General features: G+C 64.9%; 26 protein-coding genes. 6 read left to right on the top strand and 20 right to left on the bottom strand.

Annotated elements, in window-relative coordinates; translation table 11 throughout:
* Nucleotides 1–21: 21 nt before the first annotated feature.
* Entirely contained in the window at nucleotides 22–273 is a 252-nt protein-coding gene (locus tag I6F28_RS20285) for a hypothetical protein (protein WP_035999836.1), read from the bottom strand.
* A gap of 192 nt (nucleotides 274–465) precedes the next feature.
* Here I6F28_RS20285 and I6F28_RS20280 point away from each other — a divergent pair, with 192 nt between their 5' ends.
* The gene (locus I6F28_RS20280) at nucleotides 466–1,695 is read left to right on the top strand and encodes a lytic murein transglycosylase (protein WP_225140691.1); all 1,230 of its coding nucleotides are present in this window, start codon (nucleotides 466–468) and stop codon (nucleotides 1,693–1,695) included.
* 50 nt (nucleotides 1,696–1,745) lie between these two features.
* Here the strand turns inward: I6F28_RS20280 and I6F28_RS20275 are convergent, their stop codons facing one another.
* Complete coding sequence (locus tag I6F28_RS20275) at nucleotides 1,746–2,435, bottom strand: FMN-dependent NADH-azoreductase (protein WP_225125503.1); 690 nt, start codon at nucleotides 2,433–2,435, stop codon at nucleotides 1,746–1,748.
* 106 nt (nucleotides 2,436–2,541) lie between these two features.
* Here I6F28_RS20275 and I6F28_RS20270 point away from each other — a divergent pair, with 106 nt between their 5' ends.
* Entirely contained in the window at nucleotides 2,542–3,426 is an 885-nt protein-coding gene (locus tag I6F28_RS20270; RefSeq protein ID WP_225140689.1) for a LysR substrate-binding domain-containing protein, read from the top strand.
* A gap of 37 nt (nucleotides 3,427–3,463) precedes the next feature.
* Here the strand turns inward: I6F28_RS20270 and I6F28_RS20265 are convergent, their stop codons facing one another.
* From I6F28_RS20265 to recJ, 3 genes are all read right to left on the bottom strand, one after another.
* Nucleotides 3,464–4,261, bottom strand: a complete 798-nt coding sequence (locus I6F28_RS20265; protein WP_225113568.1) for an aldolase — start codon at nucleotides 4,259–4,261, stop codon at nucleotides 3,464–3,466.
* Between the two features lie 97 nt (nucleotides 4,262–4,358).
* Nucleotides 4,359–5,168 carry an SDR family NAD(P)-dependent oxidoreductase gene (locus tag I6F28_RS20260; protein ID WP_035999850.1) on the bottom strand — a complete coding sequence of 270 codons (810 nt, stop codon included), beginning with the start codon at nucleotides 5,166–5,168 and terminating at the stop codon, nucleotides 4,359–4,361.
* Between the two features lie 82 nt (nucleotides 5,169–5,250).
* Nucleotides 5,251–7,092 (bottom strand): single-stranded-DNA-specific exonuclease RecJ, encoded by a 1,842-nt coding sequence (gene recJ / locus I6F28_RS20255; RefSeq protein ID WP_225140687.1) that lies wholly within the window; start codon nucleotides 7,090–7,092, stop codon nucleotides 5,251–5,253.
* A 286-nt stretch (nucleotides 7,093–7,378) separates the two neighbouring features.
* Between recJ and I6F28_RS20250 the strand changes: the two genes are divergently transcribed.
* Nucleotides 7,379–8,455 carry a methyl-accepting chemotaxis protein gene (locus I6F28_RS20250; protein WP_225113566.1) on the top strand — a complete coding sequence of 359 codons (1,077 nt, stop codon included), beginning with the start codon at nucleotides 7,379–7,381 and terminating at the stop codon, nucleotides 8,453–8,455.
* 188 nt (nucleotides 8,456–8,643) lie between these two features.
* On the opposite strand, the gene I6F28_RS20245 is transcribed toward I6F28_RS20250, so the two are convergent.
* From I6F28_RS20245 to I6F28_RS20210, 8 genes are all read right to left on the bottom strand, one after another.
* Nucleotides 8,644–9,705 (bottom strand): glycosyltransferase family 4 protein, encoded by a 1,062-nt coding sequence (locus I6F28_RS20245; protein ID WP_225140685.1) that lies wholly within the window; start codon nucleotides 9,703–9,705, stop codon nucleotides 8,644–8,646.
* 131 nt (nucleotides 9,706–9,836) lie between these two features.
* Nucleotides 9,837–10,052: a hypothetical protein gene (locus I6F28_RS20240; RefSeq protein ID WP_074447910.1), complete on the bottom strand. Its 216-nt coding sequence runs from the start codon at nucleotides 10,050–10,052 to the stop codon at nucleotides 9,837–9,839.
* 136 nt (nucleotides 10,053–10,188) lie between these two features.
* The gene (locus tag I6F28_RS20235; RefSeq protein WP_225140683.1) at nucleotides 10,189–11,193 is read right to left on the bottom strand and encodes a 4-hydroxythreonine-4-phosphate dehydrogenase PdxA; all 1,005 of its coding nucleotides are present in this window, start codon (nucleotides 11,191–11,193) and stop codon (nucleotides 10,189–10,191) included.
* Nucleotides 11,190–12,728: a tripartite tricarboxylate transporter permease gene (locus I6F28_RS20230; RefSeq protein ID WP_057029102.1), complete on the bottom strand. Its 1,539-nt coding sequence runs from the start codon at nucleotides 12,726–12,728 to the stop codon at nucleotides 11,190–11,192. The genes I6F28_RS20235 and I6F28_RS20230 overlap by 4 nt, the downstream gene beginning before the upstream one ends.
* 12 nt (nucleotides 12,729–12,740) lie before the next feature.
* Nucleotides 12,741–13,223, bottom strand: a complete 483-nt coding sequence (locus I6F28_RS20225) for a tripartite tricarboxylate transporter TctB family protein (protein WP_225125514.1) — start codon at nucleotides 13,221–13,223, stop codon at nucleotides 12,741–12,743.
* A gap of 177 nt (nucleotides 13,224–13,400) precedes the next feature.
* On the bottom strand, nucleotides 13,401–14,393 hold the full coding sequence (locus tag I6F28_RS20220) for a Bug family tripartite tricarboxylate transporter substrate binding protein (RefSeq protein WP_225140681.1): 993 nt from the start codon (nucleotides 14,391–14,393) through the stop codon (nucleotides 13,401–13,403).
* Between the two features lie 51 nt (nucleotides 14,394–14,444).
* Entirely contained in the window at nucleotides 14,445–15,704 is a 1,260-nt protein-coding gene (locus I6F28_RS20215; protein ID WP_225140679.1) for a CaiB/BaiF CoA transferase family protein, read from the bottom strand.
* A 9-nt stretch (nucleotides 15,705–15,713) separates the two neighbouring features.
* Nucleotides 15,714–16,508, bottom strand: coding sequence for an enoyl-CoA hydratase/isomerase family protein (locus I6F28_RS20210; protein ID WP_225140677.1), 795 nt, complete (start codon nucleotides 16,506–16,508; stop codon nucleotides 15,714–15,716).
* A 117-nt stretch (nucleotides 16,509–16,625) separates the two neighbouring features.
* Here I6F28_RS20210 and I6F28_RS20205 point away from each other — a divergent pair, with 117 nt between their 5' ends.
* Together I6F28_RS20205 and I6F28_RS20200 are read left to right on the top strand one after the other, a co-directional pair.
* The gene (locus I6F28_RS20205) at nucleotides 16,626–17,291 is read left to right on the top strand and encodes a GntR family transcriptional regulator (protein ID WP_036022947.1); all 666 of its coding nucleotides are present in this window, start codon (nucleotides 16,626–16,628) and stop codon (nucleotides 17,289–17,291) included.
* A gap of 218 nt (nucleotides 17,292–17,509) precedes the next feature.
* Complete coding sequence (locus tag I6F28_RS20200) at nucleotides 17,510–18,481, top strand: MBL fold metallo-hydrolase (RefSeq protein WP_225140675.1); 972 nt, start codon at nucleotides 17,510–17,512, stop codon at nucleotides 18,479–18,481.
* A 62-nt stretch (nucleotides 18,482–18,543) separates the two neighbouring features.
* Here I6F28_RS20200 and I6F28_RS20195 read toward each other — a convergent pair whose 3' ends face one another.
* The 3 genes from I6F28_RS20195 to I6F28_RS20185 are packed head-to-tail and all read right to left on the bottom strand — an operon-like array spanning nucleotide 18,544 to nucleotide 20,191.
* A complete protein-coding gene (locus I6F28_RS20195) occupies nucleotides 18,544–19,068 on the bottom strand; it encodes a DUF4269 domain-containing protein (protein ID WP_225125521.1) in 525 nt (174 codons plus the stop codon).
* Nucleotides 19,049–19,462, bottom strand: coding sequence for an ASCH domain-containing protein (locus tag I6F28_RS20190; protein ID WP_225125523.1), 414 nt, complete (start codon nucleotides 19,460–19,462; stop codon nucleotides 19,049–19,051). Before I6F28_RS20190 ends, I6F28_RS20195 begins: the two co-directional genes overlap by 20 nt.
* A complete protein-coding gene (locus I6F28_RS20185) occupies nucleotides 19,463–20,191 on the bottom strand; it encodes a haloacid dehalogenase type II (protein WP_225140673.1) in 729 nt (242 codons plus the stop codon).
* A 338-nt stretch (nucleotides 20,192–20,529) separates the two neighbouring features.
* Here I6F28_RS20185 and I6F28_RS20180 point away from each other — a divergent pair, with 338 nt between their 5' ends.
* Nucleotides 20,530–21,552, top strand: a complete 1,023-nt coding sequence (locus I6F28_RS20180) for a hypothetical protein (RefSeq protein WP_225113557.1) — start codon at nucleotides 20,530–20,532, stop codon at nucleotides 21,550–21,552.
* Between the two features lie 64 nt (nucleotides 21,553–21,616).
* On the opposite strand, the gene glpX is transcribed toward I6F28_RS20180, so the two are convergent.
* The 4 genes from glpX to I6F28_RS20160 form a co-directional block, all read right to left on the bottom strand.
* Nucleotides 21,617–22,618 (bottom strand): class II fructose-bisphosphatase, encoded by a 1,002-nt coding sequence (gene glpX / locus I6F28_RS20175; protein ID WP_036022942.1) that lies wholly within the window; start codon nucleotides 22,616–22,618, stop codon nucleotides 21,617–21,619.
* A 144-nt stretch (nucleotides 22,619–22,762) separates the two neighbouring features.
* Nucleotides 22,763–24,079 (bottom strand): homoserine dehydrogenase, encoded by a 1,317-nt coding sequence (locus I6F28_RS20170; protein WP_036022941.1) that lies wholly within the window; start codon nucleotides 24,077–24,079, stop codon nucleotides 22,763–22,765.
* Nucleotides 24,080–24,107: 28 nt separating this feature from the next.
* Nucleotides 24,108–25,328: an LL-diaminopimelate aminotransferase gene (locus I6F28_RS20165; protein ID WP_225140671.1), complete on the bottom strand. Its 1,221-nt coding sequence runs from the start codon at nucleotides 25,326–25,328 to the stop codon at nucleotides 24,108–24,110.
* Nucleotides 25,329–25,556: 228 nt separating this feature from the next.
* Complete coding sequence (locus tag I6F28_RS20160; protein ID WP_036033514.1) at nucleotides 25,557–25,832, bottom strand: hypothetical protein; 276 nt, start codon at nucleotides 25,830–25,832, stop codon at nucleotides 25,557–25,559.
* Nucleotides 25,833–25,954: the final 122 nt, after the last annotated feature.

The following is a 25,954-nucleotide window of genomic DNA, read 5'->3' as shown; positions in this document are numbered from 1 at the left end:
CGGCTGTCGTGGCCGCTGGTGCTACCCGCCTTTCAAGGCGTTCTTGACTGCGCCGTCCGGCCAGCTCTCGTCGGCCGCGATCACCCGCACGCGGGTCTGGTCGGCGGGATTGACCAGCACGTGCGAATTCACCCGCTCACCGCTCGGCTCCAGACGCAGATCGGTTTCGGGCTTCCAGCTCAGCGTCGTCGCGAGGTCGCCGGGAAAGATCTTCCATTGCGATCCGTCGTCGAGTTCGACGATATGGCTTTCGGCATGCGTGCGTATCTTCATTCCACCCCGACGATTCGATGAACCAGGAAGGCCGGCCGTACCAGGACCGACTCTTCTCCTCCTGGCGTGGGAGGAATGCGGGAGTCCGGCACTTGTTCCGGTGGGAACGACCGACGGGGTCGGGCCGAGTTGCCGCACGCGGCCGTTTCGGAACCGACTCACGCGTGCCATGTTTCCGGCTAGAATGTGCCCATGAAGCACACTGATTCCTCGCCCCGTCACACACGCCGCGCCCTGCTCCAGTCGACGCTCGGTGCAGCCGCTTTGCTCGCGCTTCCCACCCGCGCTCTCGCCGCGCCTCCCGGCTTCGACGAATGGCGCGAGAGCTTTCGTGCGCGCGCGATGGCAAAAGGTATTTCCGCCGCGACATGGCAGCGAGCGATGGGACGGGTCGAACCGGACATGAGCGTGTTCGCGCAGATGCGCAACCAGCCCGAATTCCGCGAGCAGGTCTGGCAGTACATCAACCGCCGCGTCTCGGACTGGCGCATCATCAACGGCAAGATCGCGCTGAAGAACAACGAGGCGCTGTTCGCCCGCATCGAGCGCGATTTCGGGGTCGAGCGCGGCACGCTGCTGGCGCTTTGGGGCGTCGAGTCCGCCTATGGCGATCCGCTGGTGCAGCAGAACCACATGCGGCCGGTATTTCCATCGCTCGCCGCGCTCGCCTGGAACGAGCCGCGCCGCAAGGCCTATTGGGAGACCGAGCTGATCAATGCACTGCGCATCGTCGACAAGGGCTGGTCCACGCCTGAGGACATGCGGGGATCATGGGCCGGCGCGATGGGCCATTCGCAATGGATGCCGGAGGTCTGGCTCAATGTCGGCATCGACTATGACGGCAACGGCAAGGTCTCGCCATTCGGCAAGCCCGACGACGCGCTGGGCTCGACGGCAAAGTATCTCGTCAATCGTGGCAAGTGGCATCGCGGCGAGCACTGGGGCTACGAGGTGCGCGCGCCCGCCAACATGAGCGGCAGCCGGACCTATGCGGCCTGGCAGGCGGCCGGCGTGACGCGTGCCGACGGCCAACCATTTCCGCAGCCCAACGCATCCGCGCAGATGTGGACGCCGGTTGCGGGCGGGCCGACCTTCCTGCTCGGGCCGAATTTCTACTCGGTGAAGAGCTACAACCCTTCCATGAACTACGCGCTGGCGATCTGCCATCTCGGGGATCGCTGCCTGGGAGCTCCGGCCTTCATCCAGCCCTTCCCGGGCTCCGAGCGTGCGTTGACGCTCGCCGAAGTGCAGGAGATGCAGACGCGCCTGACCAAGGCCGGCTTCGACACCGGCGGCACCGACGGCCGCGTCGGCAACGACACCATGAAGGCAGTCAAGGAGTTTCAGCAGAAAGTCGGGATCGCGCCAGCCGATGGCTACGGCGGGCTGAAGGTGCTGGCCAAGCTGCGGCAAACCAACTAGCACGGCCGGAAGCGCCGGCGCTGGCGCCTCGCCGCAGCTGCAGCCGACCCTTAAGCCGCGTTTCGCTGTTCTGTCAGCTTCAGCAGCTCGTCGACGAGGTCATCCACGGTACGCTCGGCCGCGGCAATCGACGCCTGCAACCGTTCGTCGGCGAATTCGTCGTACTCGACTGCGATGCTGTGGAAGGCCGTGATCCCGATGAAGGCAAACACGTCCCGGACGGCTCCTTCGACATGATTGACGGCGGCCATGCGCCCGCCCGGATCGTACCCGTAGTCTCCGCGCGAGCCGAGCAGGACAAGACGCTTGTCCATGCCCGCAAGCAGCGCCGAATATGGATTGTCCGGACATGATCGGTCGAAGCCGAATGTGCGTCCGACCCGAACAACGTTGTCTATGTATGCCTTGAACTGCGCTGGCACACCGAAGTTGTACATTGGCACGCCCGCGACGATCAGATCAGCTGTGAGCAACTCGTCGACCAGCGCATCGCTTTCCGCCAAAGCCTCTCTCATCCATGGCTCGCGCCGATCGGGCTTCGCGAAGGCCGCCTTGACCCAGTCGTCCGTCACCGGACTCGGTGCGAAGCGACCGAGGTCGCGGCTGACGACGCGATCCCCCGGCCGCGACTGTAGCCATCGTTGGACGAAACGCTGAGTCAGACGCCTGGTGTGCGAACCGCGCGGATTTGCATCTGAAGGCTCTAACCGCGCGCTTGAATCGATTTGTAGCAGTTGCATTGCAGAACTCCTCTCATCTGTTCTCAATAGATCGGTTCAGGCCCCGTCGTTGACAAACGAAAGTTGCTCAGCTTATGGATGAACTGCATTCATCCTTGAGTTCGCGATGAGAAGGCTTCCTCCGCTGGCGGGATTGCGTGCATTTGAAGCGGCGGCACGTCACCTCAGCTTCAAGCGCGCCGCCGATGAGCTTCACGTCACGCCGACCGCGATCAGCCATCAGGTGCGACAGCTGGAGCAGACGGTCGGGGTCAGGCTGTTCGAGCGCCGGACGCGGCAGGTTCTGCTCACCGCGGAAGGTCAGGTCCTGCTTCCGGTCCTGCGCGACGGCTTTGATGCGTTTGCGCGTGTTCTGGAGGGATTGAGCCGGAAGCGACGCCGGGCGGTGGTCACACTTTCGGCGACGCCGGCTTTCACAGCCAAATGGCTGGTGCCGCGTCTTGCTGGGCTCCGAAAGAGCAGAGCCGACATTGATCTCACATTGCTTGCGAGCTTGGAGGTGGCCGATCTCAATTCGACCGCGGATCTCGCACTTCGCTACGGTTCCGGTCCTTATCCCGATCTGATTGCCGAGCCGCTCACGGCCGATCGTTTCGCACCGGTGGTCAGTCCGCGCTTGGGCATCCGAAGACCGAGCGACCTGCGCTCAGCAACGCTGCTACATTTCGACTGGCACCGTCGTGATGCCCGAAATCCGACCTGGCGGCGCTGGTTCAAGACGGCCGGCATTGACGACGTTGATGCGCGCGCCGGCGTGCGTTTCAGCGATGAAACCCATGCCATCCAGGCAACCGTCGCCGGCGCTGGTGTCGCTTTGCACAGTCTTGTGCTCGTCGCCGACGAACTTTCGCAGGGAACGCTGGTCGCACCATTCGGGCCGGAGCTGGAAGGCTCTTCGCTGCACTTGGTCCGCAGCCGCGACCGGCCGCTCACCGAGCCGGTCGAGGCTGTACGACACTGGCTGAAGTCAGAGTTCGACGCGGCCCGCTGATACGCGCAGCTCTAGCGCGCCCGGAATGACATCGTGGTCAGTGCCGATATTGCGGCTCTTCCGCATCGAGCTGCCGCCGGATCGCGGCGAGATGCAGCCGGGCGGATTCGGAATCGCCCTCGCGCATCTGCCTGTAGGTCTCCGCCGCAACGGCGGGATCGACCGGCAGCACCTTTCGCCCCGTCGACATCGCCAGCACCTGCACCTCGGCGGCGCGCTCGAGATAATAGAGATCGTCCCAGGCTTCCGCGATGGTCGGCGCCAGCACCATCACGCCGTGATGCTTCATGAAGACGATGTCGGCAGCGCCGACGGCGGAGGCGATGCGGGCACCTTCGCGGCTGTCGAGCGCGAGGCCATTGTAGTCGCGGTCGACCGCGGTGCGGCCGTAGAATTTCAGCGCGGTCTGGCCGGCCCAGATCAGGGGCTCGCCTTCGGTCATCGACAGCGCTGTCGCGTAGGGCATGTGGGTGTGGAAGGCGACCTTGGCGCGCGGCAGCAGCCTGTGCATCTCGGCATGGATGTAGAACGCGGTCGCCTCGGGCACGCCCTCGCCGTCGAGCACGTTGCCGTGGAAGTCGCAGATCAACAGCTTCGACGCGGTCAGCTCGCGGAAGGCGTAGCCGTAGGGATTGACGAGGAACAGATCGTCATGACCGGGCACCACGGCCGAGAAGTGGTTGCAGATGCCCTCCTCAAAGCCGTTGCGCGCGGCCATGCGGAAGCAGGCGGCGAGATCCTCGCGCGCGGTGCGGATCGCGTCGGTGGCGAGATCCGGCCGGTTGGAACGGAATGGCGCGGGCGCGGGTGAAGAAGCGTGAAGGCTGTGCGCCATGGCGAAGGACACCTCTTTCGGTCGGGAGCTGCCCAGTGTTGTACAGGGACTGCGCCTGCGCGTCAGCCCCTGCGGCCGCCACCCTGCCCTGCGCAGCTCAAGCGCGCCGCGGCACGCCGCCGGCATTCATGCCGCCGTCGATGACGAGCTCGCTGCCGGTGACGTAGCGCGAGGCATCGGAAGCCAAGTATAGCACGCCCGAGGCGATCTCCGCCGCCTGGCCCGCACGACCAAGCGGCGTCACCACCTTGGCGCGCTCCTCCGGATCGATCGGGGCGTTCTGGCCGGCGCCGGCCGCCCCCGTCGGGATCTTGCCCCAGATCGGGGTGTCGATGATGCCGGGGTGAACCGAGTTGACCCGGATGCCGTCGCCCGCCGCCGCGCACTCCATCGCAATGGATTTGGCGAACAGCCGCACGCCGCCCTTGGTCGCCGAATAGGCCGACAATCCGGGCGAGCCGCGCAGTCCCGCCAGCGAGGACATCATGACGATCGAGCCGCCCCCGATCTTGCGCATCAAAGGCAGGCAATGCTTGACCGAGAGGAACACGCCGTCGAGGTTGATCGCGTTCTGCTTGCGCCAGTCGGCGAGGGTCATGTCGACGATCGAAGGCACGGAGATGCCGATCCCGGCATTTGAGACGAGCACGTCGAGCCGGCCATATCGCTTTGCGATCTCGGCGACGATCTCGATCCAGCGCTCTTCGCTCGTGACATCCTGCTCCAGGAAGGTCGCCTTGCCGCCCACGTTTGTTACGCGCCTGGCGAGCTCCGGGCCGCGCAGCTCGTCGATATCGGTGATGACGACAGTCGCGCCCTCGCGCGCGAACAGCTCGACGATGGCCTCGCCTATGCCGGAGGCGCCACCCGTCACCAGCGCGACCTTGCCCTCAACCTGCCCTGCCATGCTCACTCCCTTTTTTTGTTGTTTGGAACCGTTGTCTTTGATCGTTGTCGGAAAACCGCTTCGCACTTTTCCGGATCATGCGTCATCTAATCACGGATGGCCCCTGGTCCGGTAGCGCGACGTCGACGACACGGAATTGCACGCGCTCGGCGCCCTGGTAGCGATCGACCGACAACGAGCCCGCGACATGCATCTGCTGGCCGCGATTGGCGAGCAGCGCATTGCCGAGCTTTTGGCCGACTGAACGGAACGCGATGCCGTTGACGATGGCGCCGTCGCCCGCCTTGAAGCGCAGGCGCAGATGCGACTGGCCGACCTCGTCGGCAAACACGAGCTGGTGCGCCGGCAGCGCCAGCACCGGCTCCGGATTGCCGCTGCCGAAGGGACCGGCGCGATTGAGCGTCGCCGCAAGCTCCGGCGTCACCGCACGCGCCGAGACCGCGCCGTCGATATAGAGCTCGTTGACGTGGCGCGCCTCGGCGACGTCGCGCGCCAGCGCGGTCTCGAGATAGGCGCGGAATTCGGCGAGCTTCTCCTTGCGCAGCGTCACGCCCGCGGCCATCGCGTGGCCGCCGCCCTTGAGCAGGATGCCGTCGGCGACCGCCTGCCGCACCGCCTTCCCGAGATCGACGCCGGCGATCGAGCGACCGGAGCCGGTGCCGATGCCGCCCGGCTCCAGCGCAATGGCAAAGGCCGGCCGCGAGAACTTCTCCTTCAGGCGGGAGGCAACGAGGCCGACCACGCCGGGATGCCAGCCTTCCGAGGCCGTGACGATCACGGCGAGCTTGTCCTCCAACCCGATCGAGGCCAGCGCCTCGGCTTCGGCCTGGGCTTCCGCCGCCTGCTCGATGACGCGACGTTCGCTGTTGAGACGGTCGAGCTCGGCCGCGATCCGCGCCGCCTCGACGCTGTCGCCTTCGAGCAGCAGCCGCACGCCGAGATCGGCGCGCCCGATACGGCCGCCGGCATTGACGCGCGGGCCCAGCATGAAGCCGAGATGCCAGGCCTCCGGCGGGCCGTTGAGCCGCGCCACGTCCATCAGCGCGGTGTGGCCGACATGGTCGCGCCGCCGCATCGCGATCAGCCCCTTGGCGACGAAGGCGCGGTTAAGACCGATCAGCGGCGCGACGTCGGCGACGGTGCCGAGCGCGACGTGATGCAGCATGCCCAGGAGATCGGGCTGGGGCATCTCGCTGGTCCAGAAGCCGCGCTGGCGCAGCTCGCGGTTGACCGCCACCAGCGTCACCAGCACGAGGCCGACGGCGGCGAGATGACCGAGGCCGGAGAGGTCATCGGGGCGGTTCGGATTGACCAGCGCGTCGACCTCGGGGAGATCGAGGCCGCATTGGTGGTGGTCGATCACGACCACGGACATGCCGAGGCGCTTCGCCTCGGCGAGCGGCTCTATGCTGGTGGTGCCGCAATCGACTGTGATCAGCAGCGTGGCGCCCTTGGCCGCGAGCGCGCGCACCGCTTCCGTGTTGGGGCCATAGCCCTCGAAAATCCGGTCGGGAATATGGATCAGCGGATCGAGCCCGCAATGGCGCAGATGCCAGGCCAGCAGCGCCGCCGAGGTCGCGCCGTCGACGTCGTAGTCGCCGAAGATCGCAACCTTCTCGCCCTTGGTCGCGGCATCCGCAATGCGTTTGGCAGCGGCCTCCATCTCCGTCACCGTGAACGGGTCCGGCAGCAGCTTTCGGATGGTCGGATCGAGAAAGTCGGACACCGCGTCGATGTCGACACCGCGGCCCGCCAGTACCCGCGCCAGCAGTTCCGGCAATTGGTGCCGCTGCACGATGGCGAGCGCCTGGGCTGCCCCGCGGGCATCAAGCCGGTCGCGCCACAGCTTGTCGGTGAGCGAGCGCGCCACGCCCAGGAAGGCCTGGGGCGCTTCGATAGGCAAGGCGGTGGCTGGCGGCGTCATGACAGAGGCAGATGTTGGGGAACTCGAAGGGCCAGGCGGTCACGCGAACGCAGAGTCACTGGCTTCAGGGGATTGGTCGGCATCCGGGACGGATTTGCAACGGTCCGGCCGCACAAAGCGGTGGATGGCCGCCCCGACGGGCGCACTGACTATCATTTAGGCATCCCGTCAAACAGCAAATTAAGCAGGCGTTAGGCGGAATCCTCGAAAAAGAATCGTATTCGATCTGTAAGTCGTTGTTCCGGGTTCATTGCAGATCAGACCTCATTGCCAAGGGAAGTCCCCGATGTCTGCTGCGCTGGGTCTGAAAGCCAAGCCGATCGCCACCGAGCCCGCGGACGATGATTCCGACATCTCCGCGCTGATCAACCGCCTCACCGCGGAGGTCAACCAGATCGCGGTCGACAAGACCAAGTCGATCCAGCAGATCACCAACCAGATGAAGATGCTGGCGCTGAACGCGCTGATCGAAAGCTCGCGCGCCGGCGCGCAAGGCGCGGGCTTTGCGGTGGTGGCGCAGGAGGTGCGCGGCGTCGGCCAGCAGGTCGAGACCATCGCCCGCGAGCTCGAGACCCAATTGACCAAACGCACCGGCGATCTCGTCGCCTCGATCGACCGCATGAGCCAGCGCTCCCGCGGCGAGCGCATGGTCGACCTGTCGCTCAACGCGATCGAGCTGATCGACCGCAATCTCTACGAACGCACCTGCGATGTGCGCTGGTGGGCGACCGATTCCGCCGTGGTCGATTGCGCGGCCTCGCCCAGTGCTGCGGCCGTCTCCCATGCCTCGCAGCGCCTCGGCGTGATCCTCGGGGCCTACACCGTCTATCTCGATCTCTGGCTCTGCGACCTCGACGGCAACGTCATCGCCAACGGCCGCGCCGACCGCTTCCGCGTCGTCGGCCAGAACGTCGCCCACACCAGATGGTTTCGCGACGCGAAAGGCCTTCGCTCCGGCGACGATTATGTCGCCGGCGACGTCGAGAACCAGCCGCTGCTCGGCAATGCGCAGGTCGCGACCTATTGCGCCAGCGTCCGCGCCGGCGGCCAGGCTCATGGCGCACCGATCGGGGTGCTCGCCATCCATTTCGACTGGGAGCCGCAGGCCCGCGCCATCGTGCAGGGCGTGCGCGTCGGCGACAGCGACAAGGCGCGCGTGCTGCTGGTCGATTCCAATTTTCGCGTGATCGCGGCCTCCGACGGCCAGGGCATCCTCAGCGAACGCATCTCGCTGTCGCTGAACGGCCAGCGCTCCGGCTTCTATCAGGAACGCACGGGCACACTGGTCGCGTTCCATGCCACCCCAGGCTACGAGACCTATCGCGGGCTCGGCTGGTACGGCGTGATCGTCTGCGGCGCGTGAGGCGAGCGGGCCCGCCTCGATCAAAACTCGCGAAAACAACCCCATGCACAGTAGCCAAGGGGTTGTCTTACCTCGCTGTTTTTGCACGCGCGAAGATTCTTTGACACGTCGGGCAAAACAGAAGGAATCCGGCTCGGCGACACCTCATTGGGCGCGGCGATCTAGCACAGCGACATCGCCGCCTCCCTTCACCTTTCCGACATTTGCGTGTTGACCTTCCGAGCTGCCGCGGCAGCCAGCTTGCGGTACTGATCTTCGTACTGGCGCGCCATTCGGTATGCGGTGAAGCGTTCCTCGAAGCGGGCGCGCACTCTCCTTCGATCCAGCTTGCCCAATTCGCCGACCGCCTTGACCGCCTGCTCCTCGTTCTCGACGATGAAACCGGTTAGGCCGTGCTCGATGACCTCAGGGACAGAGCCGGAGCGATAGGCGATCACGGGCGTTCCGCACGCCATCGCCTCGATCATGACCAGCCCGAAAGGCTCCGGCCAAGCGATCGGAAATAGCAGAGCGGCTGCTCCGCCAAGGAATGATTGCTTCTTCACGTCGTCGACTTCGCCGATAAGCTGGATCATCTCGCCGTCGATCCGGGGCGCAAGGTGTTTCCTGAAGTAGGCAGTCTCGGCGCGTGGAATCTTCGCGGCGATGCGAAGAGGCATCCGGGCTGCGTGCGCGATGCGGATGGCGTCCTCCGGACCCTTGTCCTCCGTGAGACGGCCAAGAAACGCCAGATAGGATCCCTCCTCATAGGATGGGTCCAACAGCTCCGACGGCAGCCCGTGCTGGATCGTCCCAATCCATTTCGCATCCGGAAGCGGCAGGCGCTGGTGATCCGAGATCGACACGAAGCATGCTTCTGGGAACTGCCGAACCACGTCAGGCAAGCCAGGCAAGTCAAGGCGGCCGTGCATGGTCGTCAGGAACGGTACGCCAACGCGACTGAGCAACGGCAGCGGAAGCCAGTCGATATGGGCGTGGATCACGTCGAAGTCGTTGGCTCGTCTCGCGATCGCTTCCAGCAGCATCGCGCAGGCTGCGTTCGGATCGGCGCCCTTCCGGCCGAGACGCAGCGCGCGTGGCCATACCGGGTGGAGTTTGCCTCTCGTTCGGGAGTCACCGCTGGCAAACAGCGTGACGTCGTGACCGAGCTCGACAAGCTCATCCACAAGCCAGGCTACCACCCGCTCGGTGCCGCCGTAGAGCTTCGGAGGGACGCTTTCGGCAAGCGGAGCCAGCTGGGCGATACGCATTGGAGCTCGCTATATCGCTGAACGCACGATCAGCACGATGGCCGCAGACAGAAGGTTCGAAATCGCGAGCAAGGTCCAATCCGGCCTTGCGCTCGCGCTAGCCAGCCGACAGATACCGCCCTCGATGAGCCTCAACATTCGTCATCGGAAAGCCGCTCGAGATAGGCAAGCCCGAATGCTGCGAGTTCCTGGGCATCACCGTTACTCTCGCGCGCTTCCCGCCTCCCTTGCAGATGACGCTCGAGCAGGCAACGACGGCCATCCGCTGCATCGACGCTGCGATGCCGGGCAAGGTACACGCACCAAGCGGTGTCCACCGCTGTTCGTAGCGGGCTGTCGTCGACCATGTTCCAGCTCCGACGTGGAAGATGTTCATGGGGCGCCAACTCCTCGCGACGGCGGAAGTTTCCAGTTTTTCCCTAAAGTCTAAGTCTGCGCGCAAGGCGAGCGCAATCAGCGGTCGCTCCCTTCGCGCGTGCAAGTTCAGCCGAGACGACGCGCCGCCATCTCCGCGGCGAGCAGCAACGCGGCGCGGCTGGCGCCGATCGAGGCGATGCCCTGCCCCGCGATGTCGTAGGCGGTGCCGTGCGCGGGCGTGCAGATCGGGAACGGGAAGCCGCCGAGCAAGGTCACGCCGCGATCGAAACCCATCAGCTTCATCGCGATCTGGCCCTGGTCGTGATACATCGTCAGCACGGCATCGAAGGCGCCGGCCTTGGCGCGCAGGAACACGGTGTCGGCCGGAAACGGTCCCTCCGCGGCAATGCCCTCGCTCTGGCTTGCTGCGACCACCGGCGCAATCACGTCGATCTCCTCGCGGCCGAAATTGCCGCCGTCGCCGGCATGGGGGTTGAGGCCTGCGACCGCGATGCGTGGCCGCGCAAAGCCGGCGTTGCGCATGCAGGAATCGGTTAGTCTGAGCGCGCGATGGATGCGTTCGCCGGATAGCTTCGCAGCGACGTCCCTGAGCGGGATGTGCGAGGTGACCCGTGCGTTCCAGAGCCGGTCCAGCACGTTGAATTCGCTTGCCGGCGTCTTGAGACCGACGACCTCGGCGGAGAACGCGATCTCGTCGTCGTACTCGGCACGGGCAAGGCGCATCGCCTGCTTGTTAAAGGGGGTGAAGCAGACCGCGTCGACATGGCCGTCGCGGCCGAGCTCGAGCGCATGCCTGTAATTGGCCAGCGCAAATTTTCCGCCGGCAAGGGTCGCTTTCTTCGGCTCGACCTCTCTGGGGTCGAGGTGGCGGAGATCGACGAACAGCGCATCTTCCTGCGCTGCGCGAAGATCGGCGCCCTGCTCTAGCATCTTCAGCTCCGGCTTGACGCCGGCAATGCGCGCGCCCTCGTCGAAAATGCGGCGGTCGCCGATGACGACGAGCCGGCAGCGCGCGCGGATGTCGTCCTGCGCCACGAGCTTGGCCGTCAGCTCCGGGCTGATGCCGGCTGGATCTCCCATGGCCAGCACAATCAGCGGCTTTGCGGTCATATGATTGCCCTTTCCTGGACTGGCGCATCGGTCGCGGGCGACGCAGGTTTGCGCCAGAGCCGCGGCAGCTGCAACAGAAGCGGAAGCAGCAGCAGCGCGATGCCGCCCACGATCAGGCACGTCACCAGCTTGTTCGCAAAGAAAATGCCGAGAGATCCCTTGGAGATCAGCATCGACTGCCGGAAGGCGTCCTCGGCCTTGTCGCCGATGACGATCGCGAGCACGAGCGGCGCCAGCGGATAGAACAGCTTCTTGAAGAGATAGCCGACGACCCCGAAGCCGAGCATCATGACGACGTCGAGATAGGAGTTCGACACCGAATAGGCGCCGACGACGCAGATGATCACGATCAGCGGCGCGATCACCACGAAGGGAATCCGCATCAGGGCGGCGAACACCGGGACCGTCAGCAGCACCAGGGCGACGGCGACAATGTTGCCGACATACATCGAGGCGATCAGGCCCCAGACAAAATCCTTTTGGTCCACGAACAGCATGGGCCCGGGATTGAGGCCCCAGATCATCAACCCGCCCATCATCACGGCCGCGGTTGCCGAGCCCGGAATGCCGAGCGAGAGCATCGGCAGCAGCGCGCTGGTGCCGGCGGCATGATCGGCCGTCTCCGGCGAGACGATGCCTTCGACCTCGCCCGTGCCGAAATGTCGGCCGCGCCGTGAAAAGCGGCGCGCGATGCCGTAGCTCATGAAGGAGGCCGCGGTCGGGCCGCCCGGCGTGATGCCCATCCAGCAGCCGATCGCGGCGCTGCGCAGCAGGGCGACGCCGTGCCGCGGCAGGCGGCCGACGGCGCGAAACACCTCGCGCCAATCGATCTTGGACGAGACGGCGCGCGCGTGAAATTCCTCCTCGACGGCGACAAGCAGTTCGCCAATGCCGAACAGGCCCATCACCGCCACGACGAAGCTGACGCCCTTGACGAGTTCGTCCACGCCCATGGTGAGGCGCACGCTGCCGGAGACTGTGTCGATGCCGATGGCGGCGATGGCAAAGCCGAGCGCCAGCGCCACGACGGTCTTGATCGGCGCCGCACCGCCCATGCCGACGAAGCTGGCAAAGGCGAGAAAATAGACGGCAAAATACTCGGCCGGCCCGAACGCGAGCGCAGCCTGCGCCACCCAGGAGGCGAGGAAGGTGATCAGGATGACGCCGACCAGCGCGCCGAACGCCGCCGAACCGAAGGCGGTCGCGAGCGCGGTGGTCGGCCTGCCGTCGCGCGCCATCGGATAGCCGTCGAAGGTGGTCGCCACCGACGACGGCTCCCCCGGGATATTGAACAGGATGGAGGTCACCGATCCCCCGAATAGCGCGCCCCAATACATGCTGGAGAGCAGGATGATGGCCGAGACCGGCTGCATGCCGAAGGTGAGCGGCAGGAGCAGCGACACGCCGTTCGGCGCGCCCAGACCCGGCAGCACGCCGACGAGAATGCCGAGCAGCACGCCGACCACCATCAGGACCAGATGCGGCACCGTGACCGCGATGGTGAAGCCGTGCAGGAGCTCCTGGAGATTGTCCATCCCGCTGCTCCCTCAGAACCCGAGCGCGGAAGCCAGTGCGCCGCGCGGCAGACTGACCTGGAACATGCGCTCGAACACGAGGTAGAGCGCGAGCGCCGTAGCTCCTGCCATAGCCAGCGCGCGCGGCACGGATTGGTGTCGGGGAATCGCCAGCACCGCGAAGACATAGAGAGCGGAGGCGACGTACATCCCGGCGAGCGGGATCGCAGCGACGAAGATGGCAGCCGGCACGAACAGGCCGACGAGCCGGCGCAGCTCGATCGACGTGATCGCGATGGGAACGTTTGCGAGCGTCGCGGCCGGCACCACGCCTCGCACCAGATTGTAGAGGCTGCCGAGCACGACGATGATCCCGGTCAGGAACGGGAATGTGCCGGCGTCCACGCCTGCGCTGGACCAGCCGATGCCGTTGTCGAGGCTGGAGACGACGACGGCCACGCCGAAGCTGCCGGTGAGCACGGCGGTCGCAAGTTCAAGCGCGCGACGGGAGATCATGGGCAGCTCCGGCGAAACAGTCCTCGTCCTGAGGAGCGCGCTTTTTCGCGCGTGTCGAAGGACGGCTCCAGGAGACATCGCATCCGCGGCCATCCTTCGAGACGCCCGCCTCCGGCGGGCCCTCAGGATGAGGACCAGGGCTACAGTTGGCGGCGCGATCGAAACCCATCCTCGGCCTCACCTCACCAGCCAGCCCTGCTCGCCCGCGACCTGCTTGATGCGCTCGAGGTCCTCCTTGATGAATTTTTCGAGCTCGGCACCGGTGAGGAACGTGTCGACCTGGGAGGTCTTCTCGATGTAGTCCTTCCACTCCGGCGTCGCCTGCACCTTCTTCATGAGGTCGACATAGAACGCGGCCTGCTCCGGCGAGACCTTGCCGGGCAGCCACACGGTACGCGGCTGCTCATATTGCTTGATGTCGAGGCCCTGCTCGACGCAGGTTGGAACGTCGCCCCAGCCTTCCGTTGCGGTGACCTTCGGCCCCTGCGGCAGCCGCTTCGGGCTGAACACGCAGAGCGGGCGCTGCGTGCTGCCGCGCCATTGCCCGAGGCTTTCGCTGGGGTTGTTGACGTGGGAGTCGAGATGTCCGCCGGCGAGCTGCACAGCGGTCTCAGCGCCGCTCTTGAACGGGATATAGGTCAGCTTGACCTTGCCGACCTTCTCGATCATGCGCGTCAGCACCTCGTCGGTGTCCTTGGACTGCGCGCCGCCCATCTTGAATTCGCCCGATGCGGCCGCCTTCAGATAATCGCTCGCAGTCTTGTACGGCGCGTCCTGCTTGACCCAGAGCAGGAACTCGTCCTGCGCCATCGCCGCGATCGGCGTGAGATCGGTGTAGTTGAAGGCGACCTTGGAGACGAGCGGCTGCTGCCAGGCATTCGAGGTGCCGAAGATCACCTTGTAGGGATCACCGGCGGAGGCCTTGCCGTAGACATAGCCTTCAGCGCCACTGCCGCCCCCCTTGTTGACGACGACGATCGGTTGCTCGATCAGCTTGTGCTTGGTGATGATGTTCTGCACCGCGCGCGCGAGATTGTCGGTGCCGCCGCCGGGGCCGGCGGTGGCCACGAACTCGATCGGCTTTTGCGGTTGCCAGGCGCTGAGCGCCGGCATGGTGCCGGCGAGCACGGCTGCGGCTGCGGAGAGCAGAAATGTTGACGTCCGACCCATGATTTCCTCCAGCTGATCTTTATCTTTTGTTTTTGTCGTATCGACGTCCGGTCAGGCGACGCGTTCCTCGCGTCGTTCCCGGGCCGAGACGATTGCGCCTTCTTTTTCGAGCGCTTCGATTCGTGACTGGTCGAACCCATGCTCGGCCAGAACCTCTTTCGTGTGCTCTCCATAGACCGGTGCGCCTGATCGCACTTTGCCCGGGGTCTCCGAAAACTTGATGGGAAGCCCGATCGTCTTGACGGACCCGAGCGTGGAGTGCTCGACCTCGACGACCATCTCGCGCGCCAGCGTCTGCGGATCGCTCAGCGCCTCCAGCATGTCGTGCACGGGGCCGCACGGCACGCCCTTCTCGTCCAGCGCCGCGAGCCAATGCGCCCGCGATTGCTTGCGGAAGCGTTCGCTGAGGACGGCTTCGAGCTCCTTCAGGTTGGCCATGCGATCGGCACCGGTGACGAAGCGCGGATCGTCGGCGAGCTCGCTCGCGCCGAGCGCTTCCAGCATCAACAGCCAATGCTTCTTGTTGGCGCCGCCGACCACGAGCCAGCCGTCCGAGGCTTCAAACGCCTGGTACGGCGCGTTGAGCGGATGCGCCGAGCCCATCGCGCGCGGCGCGGTGCCCGCGGCGAGCGCGATGGTCGACTGCCAATAGGTCTGCACCAAGGCGGCTTCATAAAGCGAGGTCTCGACCCATTGGCCTTCACCGGTCTTGAGGCGATGGGTGTAGGCGGCCAGGATGCCCATGCTCGCGAGCAGGCCGGCGGTGATGTCCGACAGCGGCGGGCCGCACTTGACGGGCGGACCGTCGGGCCGCTCGCCGGTAAAACTCATGATGCCGCTCATGGCTTGCGCGACGAGATCGAACCCCCTGCGATGCTTGTAGGGGCCGGTGCGGCCGAAGCCCGACAGCGAGCAATAGATCAGCGCCGGGAATTCCGCGTGCAGCGCCTCATAGCCGAAGCCGAGGCGCTCCATCGCGCCCGGCGCAAAGTTCTCGACCAGCACGTCGGCATCGGCGATCAGCCGGCGCAGCACCTCTTTGCCGCCGTCGGTCTTCAGGTCCAGCACGATGCCGCGCTTGTTGCGGTTCATCATCAGGAAGGAGGCCGCCTCGTCCCCGATCTTCGGCGGCACCGAATGACGGGTGTCGTCGCCGTTCGGCCATTTCTCGATCTTGATCACGTCGGCGCCCATGTCGGCGAGCATCAAGGTGCAGGTCGGTCCCGCCATGACGTGAGTGAGATCAATGACCTTGAGGCCGGCTAGCGGTCCGGAACGGCGGGAGGTGGATTGCGATGGATCGCTTTGCATCGGCTCGTCCTATTGGCCGCGCCATTGCGGCGCGCGCTTGTTGAGGAAAGCATCGAGCCCTTCGCGAAAATCCTGGCTCGTGTAGCACATCAGGATGAGGTCTTCGCCCTCGTCCTGCGTCAACCGGCGCTGCAGACGGCTGACAGCCTGCTTGGTCGCATTCAGCGTCAACGGCGCATGGCTCGCGACGAGCCGGGCCACCTCGTCTGCACGTCGTTCAAGGGCGGCAAGATCGTCGACGACCTCGCCGAGCAGCCCGACGCTTGCGGCCTCCCCGGCATCGACGAGGCGTGCGGTGAAGATGAGATCCTTGACGCGCGCGGCGCCGATCAGTGCGGTGAGACGGCTGACATTGGACATCGACAGGCAATTGCCGAGCGTCCTGGCGATGGGGAATCCGATCTTCGCAGCTTTTGTGCCGATGCGGAGGTCGCAGGCCGCGGCAATGCCGGCCCCGCCGCCGGTACAGAACCCGTTGATCGCCGCGATCGTGGCGACCCGGCATTGCTCGAGTGTGGTCAGCACGCGGTCGATGCGGTTCTCGTAGTCGACGGCGTCCTGCGGCGTCCTGAATTCGCGAAACTGATTGATGTCGGTGCCCGAGGCGAAGGCCTTGTCGCCGGCCCCCCGCAGCACCAGCACCTTGATGTCATGGTCGCGATTGGCCTCCTCGCAGATCGCGGCGAGCCGCTCGTACATGGCGAAGGTGAAGGCGTTGCGGGCCTGCGGGCGGTTGAAGGTGATCCGCCCGATGCCGCCGTCGCGCTCGAACACGAGGTCTTCTGCCTCCACTTGCAGATCCATTTCCTCATACCTTTCTGTTTTTTACATTTTTGAATGCAAAACTTTGGATTTTCAAGCTGGAACTTGGCCATATGGGCGTATAAGTTCATTTTTGCATTCAAAACTGAGCTCAGAGCCATGCTTCACGACGAGGTCGTCAACCGCATCCGCGCCATCCTCCTCGACGGCGAAATCCCGCCGGGCGCGCGGATTCCCGAGCGCGAGCTGTGCGAGCGGCTCGAGATCTCGCGGACGCCGCTGCGCGAGGCGCTCAAGGTGCTGGCGGCGGAAGGGCTCGTGCAGCTGCTGCCGCATCGCGGCTCGCGGGCAGCAAAGCTGACCGACAAGGACATGCGCGACCTGTTCGAGGTCTGCCAAGGCTTGGAGGCTCTCGCGGGCGAACTCGCCTGCGAGCGCATCAGCGACGCCGAGATCGATGCGATCGCCGCCGCGCACGCGGACATGGTGCAGCACTATCGCGAGCGCGACCTGATCCAGTACTACCGCGGCAACCGTGCGATTCACGAAGCCATCGTGACCGCAGCGGGAAATCCTGTGCTCGCCGGGCTTTACGCCTCGGTGACCGCGCGCATCCGGCGCGCGCGCTATGTCACGCCGATGACGGCGCAGCGCTGGGCGCTCGCCGTGAAGGAGCACGAGGCAATCCTGAACGCGCTTCAGCGCCGCGACGGTGTCGGGCTCGCCCACATCCTGCGTGCGCATCTGCGTCACAAGCGCGAAGAGGTGCTGCAGGCGGGCTTTGCCGAGACGGAAGGCAATGACGTCACGTTGAGAATTGCGTAAAGCGCAATTCCGCGTCTTGGCGCAGCCTGTCTTTGCACGTCGCTTTCGCGCTCCGGCTATCGTTCTCGTTCAGCGTGCCGTACCGGGTAATTCCACTTGCTAGCTTGTCGCAACCGGCGCAGCATGCTTTCCGCCGCCCTCCGGCCACGTGGCCGATCGGGCGGCCGCTTACCGCGCCAACGATTGCGCAAAACAAAAGACGAAAGCGGAGGAAAAGAATGACACTCGATGTCTCGCGTCGGTCCCTACTCGCACTTGGGGCCGGTCTCGGCGCCAGCGCCATGCTCGGCAGCAGCGCGATGGCGCGGGCGCCCAAGCTCGGCACTCAGACGCCCTACTGGCACCGCTTCATTCTCGGCGATGCCGAGGTGACCGTCGTATCCGACGGACCGCTTCCGCTCGGCGATCCCTCCGGGACCTTCACCGGCGTTCCCAAGGAAGAGGTCAAGAAGATGCTGACCGACAATTTCCTGTCGCCGGACAATGTCGTGCTCGAACAGAACTCTCCGATCGTGAACACCGGTGACAAGCTCATCCTGTTCGACACGGGCATGGGCTCATCGAAGATGTTCGGCGCCAGCACCGGACGGCAGCAGAAGAGCATGACGGAGGCCGGCATCAAGCCGGGCGACATCGATGCCGTCGTATGCTCGCATGCCCATATCGATCATATCGGCGGCATCGTCGACGACGGCGGCAAGCCGCTGTTCCCCAACGCGCAAGTCTACATTGCCCAGAGCGATTTCGACTTCTGGACCGACGAAGGCAAGCTCGGCAGCGCGGCCAAGGATTTCGTCATCCACGCCCGCAAGAACCTGCTGCCGGTCCGGGATCGGATCAAATTCTTCAAGGATGGAGAGGAATTCCTGCCCGGCGTGCAGGCGATCGCGGCCCCCGGCCACACCGTCGGCCACACCATCTTCATGGTGACGTCGGCCGGCAAGTCGTTCGCCTTCCTCGGCGATCTCTCGCACCATTCGGTGCTGCTGCTGGAGAAGCCACGGATGGAGTTCTCCTACGATTCCGACCCGAAGCAGGCGGCGGAGTCGCGCGTCAAGCTGCTGACGATGCTGGCCGCCAACAAGATCCCGGTGATGTCCTATCACTTCGCCTGGCCAGGCTATGGCCATGTCGCCAAAGCCGGAGATGGTTTCCGCTACTATCCGCAACCGATGCAGATGACGTTGTAGCCGTCAGTTCAGATCCGGGCGGCGCGAGCCGCCCGGATCTGTGCGGTCCCACGCGGCGAACCTTACAGGCACTCCAGGCGGGCCCGCAGCTGGGCGTCGCTCTCACGGCCCACTGCAAGCAATGCGGAATACGGGTCCCCGGCAATGCCGAGCGCGGCGGCAAACGCGGGCTCGGTCTTCATCCCGCGCGCCCTATGGTCGGCCACGGCTTTGCGCAGACGCCCGTCGTCGAGCGCGAGCAATCTCCGCTCGATTTCGAAGTGCAGCCAGCCTTCCTGCTGATCGACCGGCCTGGGATCGCCGAATAGCTCGAACGGCCAGCCGTCCCACTCGAAGCGGGCGACCACCGGCCGTCGGCGGGAGCACCATTGGTAGAGCGCAAACCCGTCACAGGAGCGGTATCGTCGCCAGACCACTTCGGCGAAAGCTGCCGCGTCGAGAACATGGCAGACGACATCGATGTCGCTCGTCGTCGTCGCGAGCCCCAAGGGCAGCGTCCCGACCACGCGTGGATCGAACTCCCGCAGCTCGTCGAGCAATCCCGAACTGCCGATTGCGGCTTCGTAGCTATCGATCGGTCTCGGCATCGCCGAAGACCTCGACCAGGCGAAAACGCTCGCACATCAGCATCATGTCGTCGCTATAGCGCCCGAGCCTGCCGAAATAGGATTGATGGGCACGGCGCCAATGAGCCAGGCTCCGGTCGCCTTCTCCCTCGTCATGTGCAAAGGCTGCATCGACCTCGTTGAAGCGCCGGTATGTCACCTCGATGGTTTCGATGACGCAGCGCGGCTCTCCTCGCCCGTCGAGCACGACCCAGCGCTCACCGGGCGTAGAGGTGTTCGGCTCGTCCTCGGTGCTGCACGTCGCGGTCTTGATGCCCTTGACGACGAGCTCGACTAGTTCGTCGGCCAGCGCGGGACTGTCGCCGAACGCGAAGGTTCGCAGATGCTGATACGGCTCGGGAATCCCCTTGCCCACCTAACAGCCGAGCCTATCCGCGATGCCGCCAAAATCCTTCGCGACGATGTCCCACTTGCCGGTTGCTTCGAAATCGACCTTCTGAAGCGGGCCGTATTCGGTCGGCCGCGCCACGAAGGCGGTCTTCAATCCGTTCTTCTGGGCGGCAGCGAGATCGCCATTGTGGGCCGCGACCATCATCACCTCTTCCGGCTTGAGGCAGAGCAGCTTTGCTGCGCCGAGATAGGTTTCGGGATCGGGCTTGTAGTGCTCGAACAGCTCGGCCGACATAATGAGGTCCCACGGCAGGCCGGCGAACTTCGCCATGTTGGTGAGCAGCGCGACGTTGCCGTTCGAGAGCGGCGAGATCACGAACTTTGATTTCAGCCGCGTCAAGCCGGTGACGCTGTCGGGCCAGGGATGCAGGCGGTGCCAGCCTTTGGTGAGGTAATCGAGATCGGCCTCGGTGAGGCCCCTGATCGCGAATTGATCGACCAGCTGCTCCAGCGAGCGGCGGTGCAGGTCATCGAGCATGACGTAGCCGCGCTCGGGATGTTGGCGCACGTCGTCCATCGAGGCCATGTACATGCCGCGCCAGCCGTCGACCAGCGCGGTCCAATCCGCGCTGATGCCGCGCTGCTTTCCCCACCACATGAAGTCGGTGATCAGGCTGGTGCGCCAGTCCACGACCGTGCCGAATACGTCGAAGACGAGGGCTTTGACGACGGAGAGATTGGATGGTGTGGTCATGCTTCGCTCCGCTGATATTTGTTTTGGCCCGGCTAGCCGGCCGAGATCGAGGGCTTTAAAGCATGATCCGTTCCATGCAACAATAGCGCTAGTTCGGCGCATCAAGCACGTGAGGGACGAGTTTGGTCGCCTACCTCAACTCGTCGGGGTGAAGCGCACCGGCCATGACAACCGTCTCTGTCGCATACATATTGCTCGAGGATGCCCGCCTCCCGGACGAGGAGGCTTTGATCCAGTTCTTACGCGTTCGTCATGCCGACATACGCTGGAACCGTAGCACCTTCGCACCGAGCGACGGTGCTGACGGTCCCCTGTTCATCCGCGCAGGAGATCATCTCATGACGATCCTCCTGATGCCTGCGCCGATACCTTTCGATCAGCAATTGTGGGAGCGGGCTTCCTGGCTGTGGCCGGAAGCTTTCCACGCCGCTCGACGCCATCGTGCGCACCTCGTGGTCGCGCCGATGGGCTCTGCCGAAGGCAATACGGAAACGAAAGCGCTGGATTTTGCCGAGAATACGTACCTCACGACCGCCTTTGTGGGTGCCGTGGTTGCGGCACTGCCTAATGTTGTCGCCGTCATCTGGGACGGAAAAATCGGCCGTTCCCCCGAGATGTGGCTGGAGCAGTCAAGCCGCGCGTTCGAGGCGTATCCAGATCAGCCGTTCGGATTGTGGATGGACATCGTCCCCTTCCGTTCCGGCAAGACCCTGGGAGCTTATACGCTCGGATTGTCCGCGTTCGCTGGACGAGAGATCGAGTTTGAGGTGGACGGGCTTGACGAACGCACCGTCACCGGCCGGGTTGCCCAGCTCTCGGCATTTCTCATCGCTGCCGACCCCGACGCGAGCTTCAAGAACGGTGAGGTGTTCAAACCGGACTCCGAGATCGACCATCGCGTTGCTGTGCTCCATCGCAAGTCGCGCTTCAACCTTGGGCCGGTCATCTCCTTCTCATCTCTTGATGATCGATCGGGGAGAATCAGGACCTATCCGATCATTCCTCCTTCCATCGCCGGAAATCATCCTCTGCTGATCATGCTGGCAAAGGTTGGGCATTTCGATCCGGCGCATCCAAGAAACAAAATCGGTCTCAAGCCTGATCACTACGTCTCCGAAGTACGCCTGGAGAGCTTCGATGAAGGCCTCGCGCAGGCGCTGTCCCGTATGATTGCAACTGACACCTATGCCGAGGCCGACATAAACGCGCGCAGCGCGCTCGCGCGCGGAGACATGGCGACCGCGAAGTCCATTCTTCAGCCCTGGGCCGATGAGGTTGGGCAGCTCCAGGGGGCCGTCATGCTGGCTCTGATGTTGCGCGACCTGCACATGTTCGCCCCGGCACCGCATCGCAGCCCATAGCAGACAGACGACGGATCCGTCTGCGACCAAAGCGCCGAGCAATCGCGCGCGGATGACCGCGGCCTCAATCCAGATGGAACTTTGCCAGCTCGCGATGCTCGGCCTTGATGTAGCGCACGGTGCCGGTGACGGAGCGCATCACCACCGTCTCGGTCTCGATCACACCGTCCTTGCGGAACTTGACGCCTGAGAGCAGCGAGCCCGTGGTGACGCCGGTGGCGGCGAACAGGCAGTCGCCGCGTGCCATGTCCTCGATGCCGTAGATCATCTTGGGATCGTTGACGCCCATCTTGGCGGCGCGCTCGCGCTTCTCCTCGGAATCGAGGATGAGGCGGCACTGCATCTGGCCGCCGATGCAGCGCAGCGCCACGGCGGCGAGCACGCCTTCCGGTGCACCGCCGGTGCCGAGATACATGTCGACGCCGGTGTTGTCGGGGTCGGCGCAATGGATGACGCCGGCAACGTCGCCGTCGGTGATCAGGCGTACGGCCGCACCGGTCGAGCGCACGCTCGAAATGATGTCGGCATGGCGCGGACGGTCGAGCACGAGAACGGTGATGCCCTCGGGCTTCACGCCCTTGGCCTTGGCGAGGCGGCGGACATTGTCGGCCGGCGAGGCATCGAGATCGACGACGCCCTTGTCGTAGCCGGGGCCGATCGCGAGCTTCTGCATGTAGACGTCGGGGGCGTGCAGCAGCGTGCCGCCGTCAGCCATCGCCATGGTGGCGATCGAGCCCGGCATGTTCTTGGCGCACAGCGTGGTGCCTTCGAGCGGGTCGACCGCGATATCGACCTCGGGACCTGCCTTGAGGCCGACCTGCTCGCCGATATAGAGCATCGGCGCCTCGTCGCGTTCGCCCTCGCCGATCACGATGGTGCCCTGGATCGGCAGCTTGTTGAGCTCGCGCCTCATGGCGTCGACGGCGGCCTGGTCGGCCGCCTTCTCGTTGCCGTGGCCGCGCAACCGCGCCGACGACACCGCCGCCCGCTCCGTCACCCGCACGATCTCCAGCGTGAGAATGCGCTCGAGCAAGGCGTGCGGGGGGACTTCAATATGGGTCGACATCGGCTTACTCCTTCGAAACGTTTGGGACGGAAATCTCCGTCCACATCAACTCACAACGCCCGGTGTTCGTTCGAACGAACGACCGCCTTATGGCTTGAGCATGACCTTTCCGGAAAACCGCTCAGACTTTTCCGAGGTCATGCTCTAGTTCTTCTCGATCCGGATCACCTGCGGCCGTCCGCTGATCACCTTGTCCTTCTGCACGGCGGCGAGCGCACGGCGCACGGCATCCTCGTGCGTGGCATAGGTGATCAGGATGACGGGCACCGGGACAGCCTTGCCGTCAGTGGGCGCAGCGCCGCCATTGGGATGACGCTGCACGATCGACTCGATCGAAATCTTCTGCTCGGCAAGCCGCGTCGCGATCGCGGCCGCAGTGCCGGGGAAATCGCGGGCGAGCAGGCGAATGTAATAGCCGCCCTCGTGGCGCTCCATCGGCGCCTTCTTGGTGTCGCGCAGCTGCCCGATCGGCCGGCCGAACGGATTGGCGCGGATGCCGCGCGCGACGTCGGCGATGTCGGCGACGACGGCGGATGCGGTCGCGGCACCGCCCGCGCCGGGGCCGACCAGCGTGATCGGCGGAATGCCTTCGCCATCGATCGTGACCGCATTGGTGACACCCATCACCTGCGCGATCGAGGAGGATTTCGGCACCATGGTCGGATGCACGCGCTGCTCGATGCCCTTGGCGGTGCGAACGGCAACGCCGAGCAGTTTGAGCCGATAACCGAGATCGTCGGCGGCGCGAAGATCTTCCGGCGCGATGGATGAGATGCCTTCGACATACACCGCACTTTGAGCAACTTTCGTGCCGAAAGCGAGGCTGGCGAGAATGGCGAGCTTCTGCGCGGTGTCGTGGCCGTCGACGTCGAAGGACGGATTGGCCTCGGCATAGCCGAGCCGCTGGGCATCCTTGAGGCATTCGGCGAAGGACAGGCCCTCCTGCTCCATCCGGGTCAGGATGTAATTGCAGGTGCCGTTGAGGATGCCGTAGACGCGGTTGACGCCGGTTCCGGCAAGCCCTTCGCGCAACGTCTTGATGACGGGGATCGCGGCGCCGACCGCTGCCTCGAAATTCAGCGCACCGCCGTGCTTTTCAGCCGCCTTGGCCAGCTTGAGGCCGTGCTTGGCGAGCAGCGCCTTGTTTGCTGTGACGACCGACTTGCCGGCACCGAGCGCAGCGTCCACCGCCGACAGCGCGGGATCGCCGGCGCCGCCCATCAGCTCGACGAAGCAATCGACCTCCGGATGCGTGGCGAGCGCGATCGGGTCCTTCGCCCAATCGAAGCCGCGCAGGTCGATGCCGCGCTTCTTCGCCTTCGAACGCGCGGTGACCGCAACCACGCGGATGCCCCGGCCGCTGCGCCCTGCGAGCACGCGCGCCTGTGTTTCGATCAAACGGATAACCTCGGCACCCACGGTGCCGAGCCCCGCTATGCCCACTTTCAGCGGTGCGACCATGATACTTCAGAAAACCTGCAGAAGAGAATTACCGCCGATTGGCGAGAGGAACCACGTTGTGCAACGTTTCGATGCCGCTTTCAAGGAAGCGGCGGACGCCGCGCGCGGCCTGCCTGATCCGTTGCTCGTTTTCCACCATGGCGATGCGGACATATCCTTCACCATGCTCGCCGAAGCCGACGCCGGGCGAGACCGCGACGCCGGATTTCTCCACCAACAGGGTCGCGAACTGCATGCTGCCGACGCTGCGGAAGGCTTCCGGCAGCGGCACCCAGGCGAACATCGAGGCCTCCGGCGCCGGGATTTCCCACCCCGCCCGGCCGAACGATTCCACCAGCGCGTCGCGGCGCTTGCGGTAGGTGTCGCGCATCTCCTTGATGCAATCGTCCGGACCGTTCAGCGCCGCGGTCGCCGCGACCTGCACCGGCGTGAAGGCGCCGTAATCGAGATAGGATTTGACACGGGCGAGCGCGGCGATCACGCGCTCATTGCCGACTGCAAAGCCCATGCGCCAGCCGGCCATCGAATAGGTCTTCGACATCGAGGTGAACTCGACGGTGCAGTCCATCGCGCCCGGCACCTCCAGCACCGAGGGCGGCGGGTTGCTCTCGTCGAAATAGACCTCGGCATAAGCGAGATCGGACAGGATCAGGATCTCGTGCTTCTTCGCGAAGGCGACGAGGTCCTTGTAGAAGTCGAGGCTCGCGACATAGGCGGTCGGGTTCGAGGGATAGCAGACGACGAGCGCGAGCGGCTTGGGGATCGAATGCACGATCGCCCGCTCCGCCGCCTCGAAGAACTGCGGCGTCGGCTCCGACGGCACCGAGCGGATGACGCCGCCCGCCATCAAGAAACCGAAGGCGTGAATCGGGTAGCTCGGGTTCGGACAGAGGATGACGTCGCCCGGCGCGGTGATCGCCTGCGCCACATTGGCGAAACCTTCCTTCGAGCCCAGCGTCGCCACGACCTGGGTGTCGGGGTTCAGCTTCACGTCGAAGCGGCGGGCGTAATAGGCGGCCTGGGCCCGGCGCAGCCCGGGGATGCCGCGCGAGGCCGAGTAGCGGTCGGTGCGCGGCTTGCCGAGCGTCTCCTTCAGCTTGTCCAGCACATGCGCCGGCGCCGGCAGGTCCGGATTGCCCATGCCGAGGTCAATGATGTCGGCGCCGGCATTGCGCGCAGCCGCCTTGGCCCGGTTGACCTGCTCGAACACGTAAGGCGGAAGGCGGCGAATGCGGTAAAATTCTTCCATGGCTCTCTGGGCTCCGGGCAACCGGTCAGGACAGAATCGACAGGCCGCGAGGGCCGGCACGAAAGCACTCAGGCTCCATCGCGAAAATTACTCAGAATCAAATACTTAGAGCAATCGTCGGCAACGAAGATTGAAGTCGTTCGCCCTGACTCCAGGCTGAACCGAGGTCTTTTAGCACGGCAAAGCGGAGGCGCCAGCGATTACGTTGGCAGTCTCGCGGCCACGGGCCTATTTGGCGTCCTTGGCGGCAGCGGCCTGGCGATCGCGCGCGGCGGCGAGCTCGGCCTCGATCTTGGCGCGCTGCTCCAGCGGGATGATCGCCTGATCGCGATCCGGCGGCAGATCATGCACCGGCAGATAGGACCCGGGCTCCCTGGCGCGCGGCGGCGCATCCGCGGGCGCCAGATCCGCGAGTTGACTCGAACACCCGCCCAGGGCGAGCGCCGCCATCAGCACCGCGCCGCAGATCGGCAGCGTCTTTTGCAGGTCCCATAACGCCAACACTTGGGAAATCCCCTACTCGTCCCAAAGCACGGCCCGGGCAAGCTTACCCAAGACCGTGCCCAAGCTCAAACCATTGCTGCCCAAAATGGTTAGAGCAAGAAAACAGCCGATGCCCAACAAAC

The organism is Bradyrhizobium sp. NBAIM14, assembly GCF_020193895.1.
Taxonomy (GTDB): domain Bacteria; phylum Pseudomonadota; class Alphaproteobacteria; order Rhizobiales; family Xanthobacteraceae; genus Bradyrhizobium; species Bradyrhizobium yuanmingense.
This window is presented reverse-complemented; position numbering and strand designations above follow the sequence as displayed.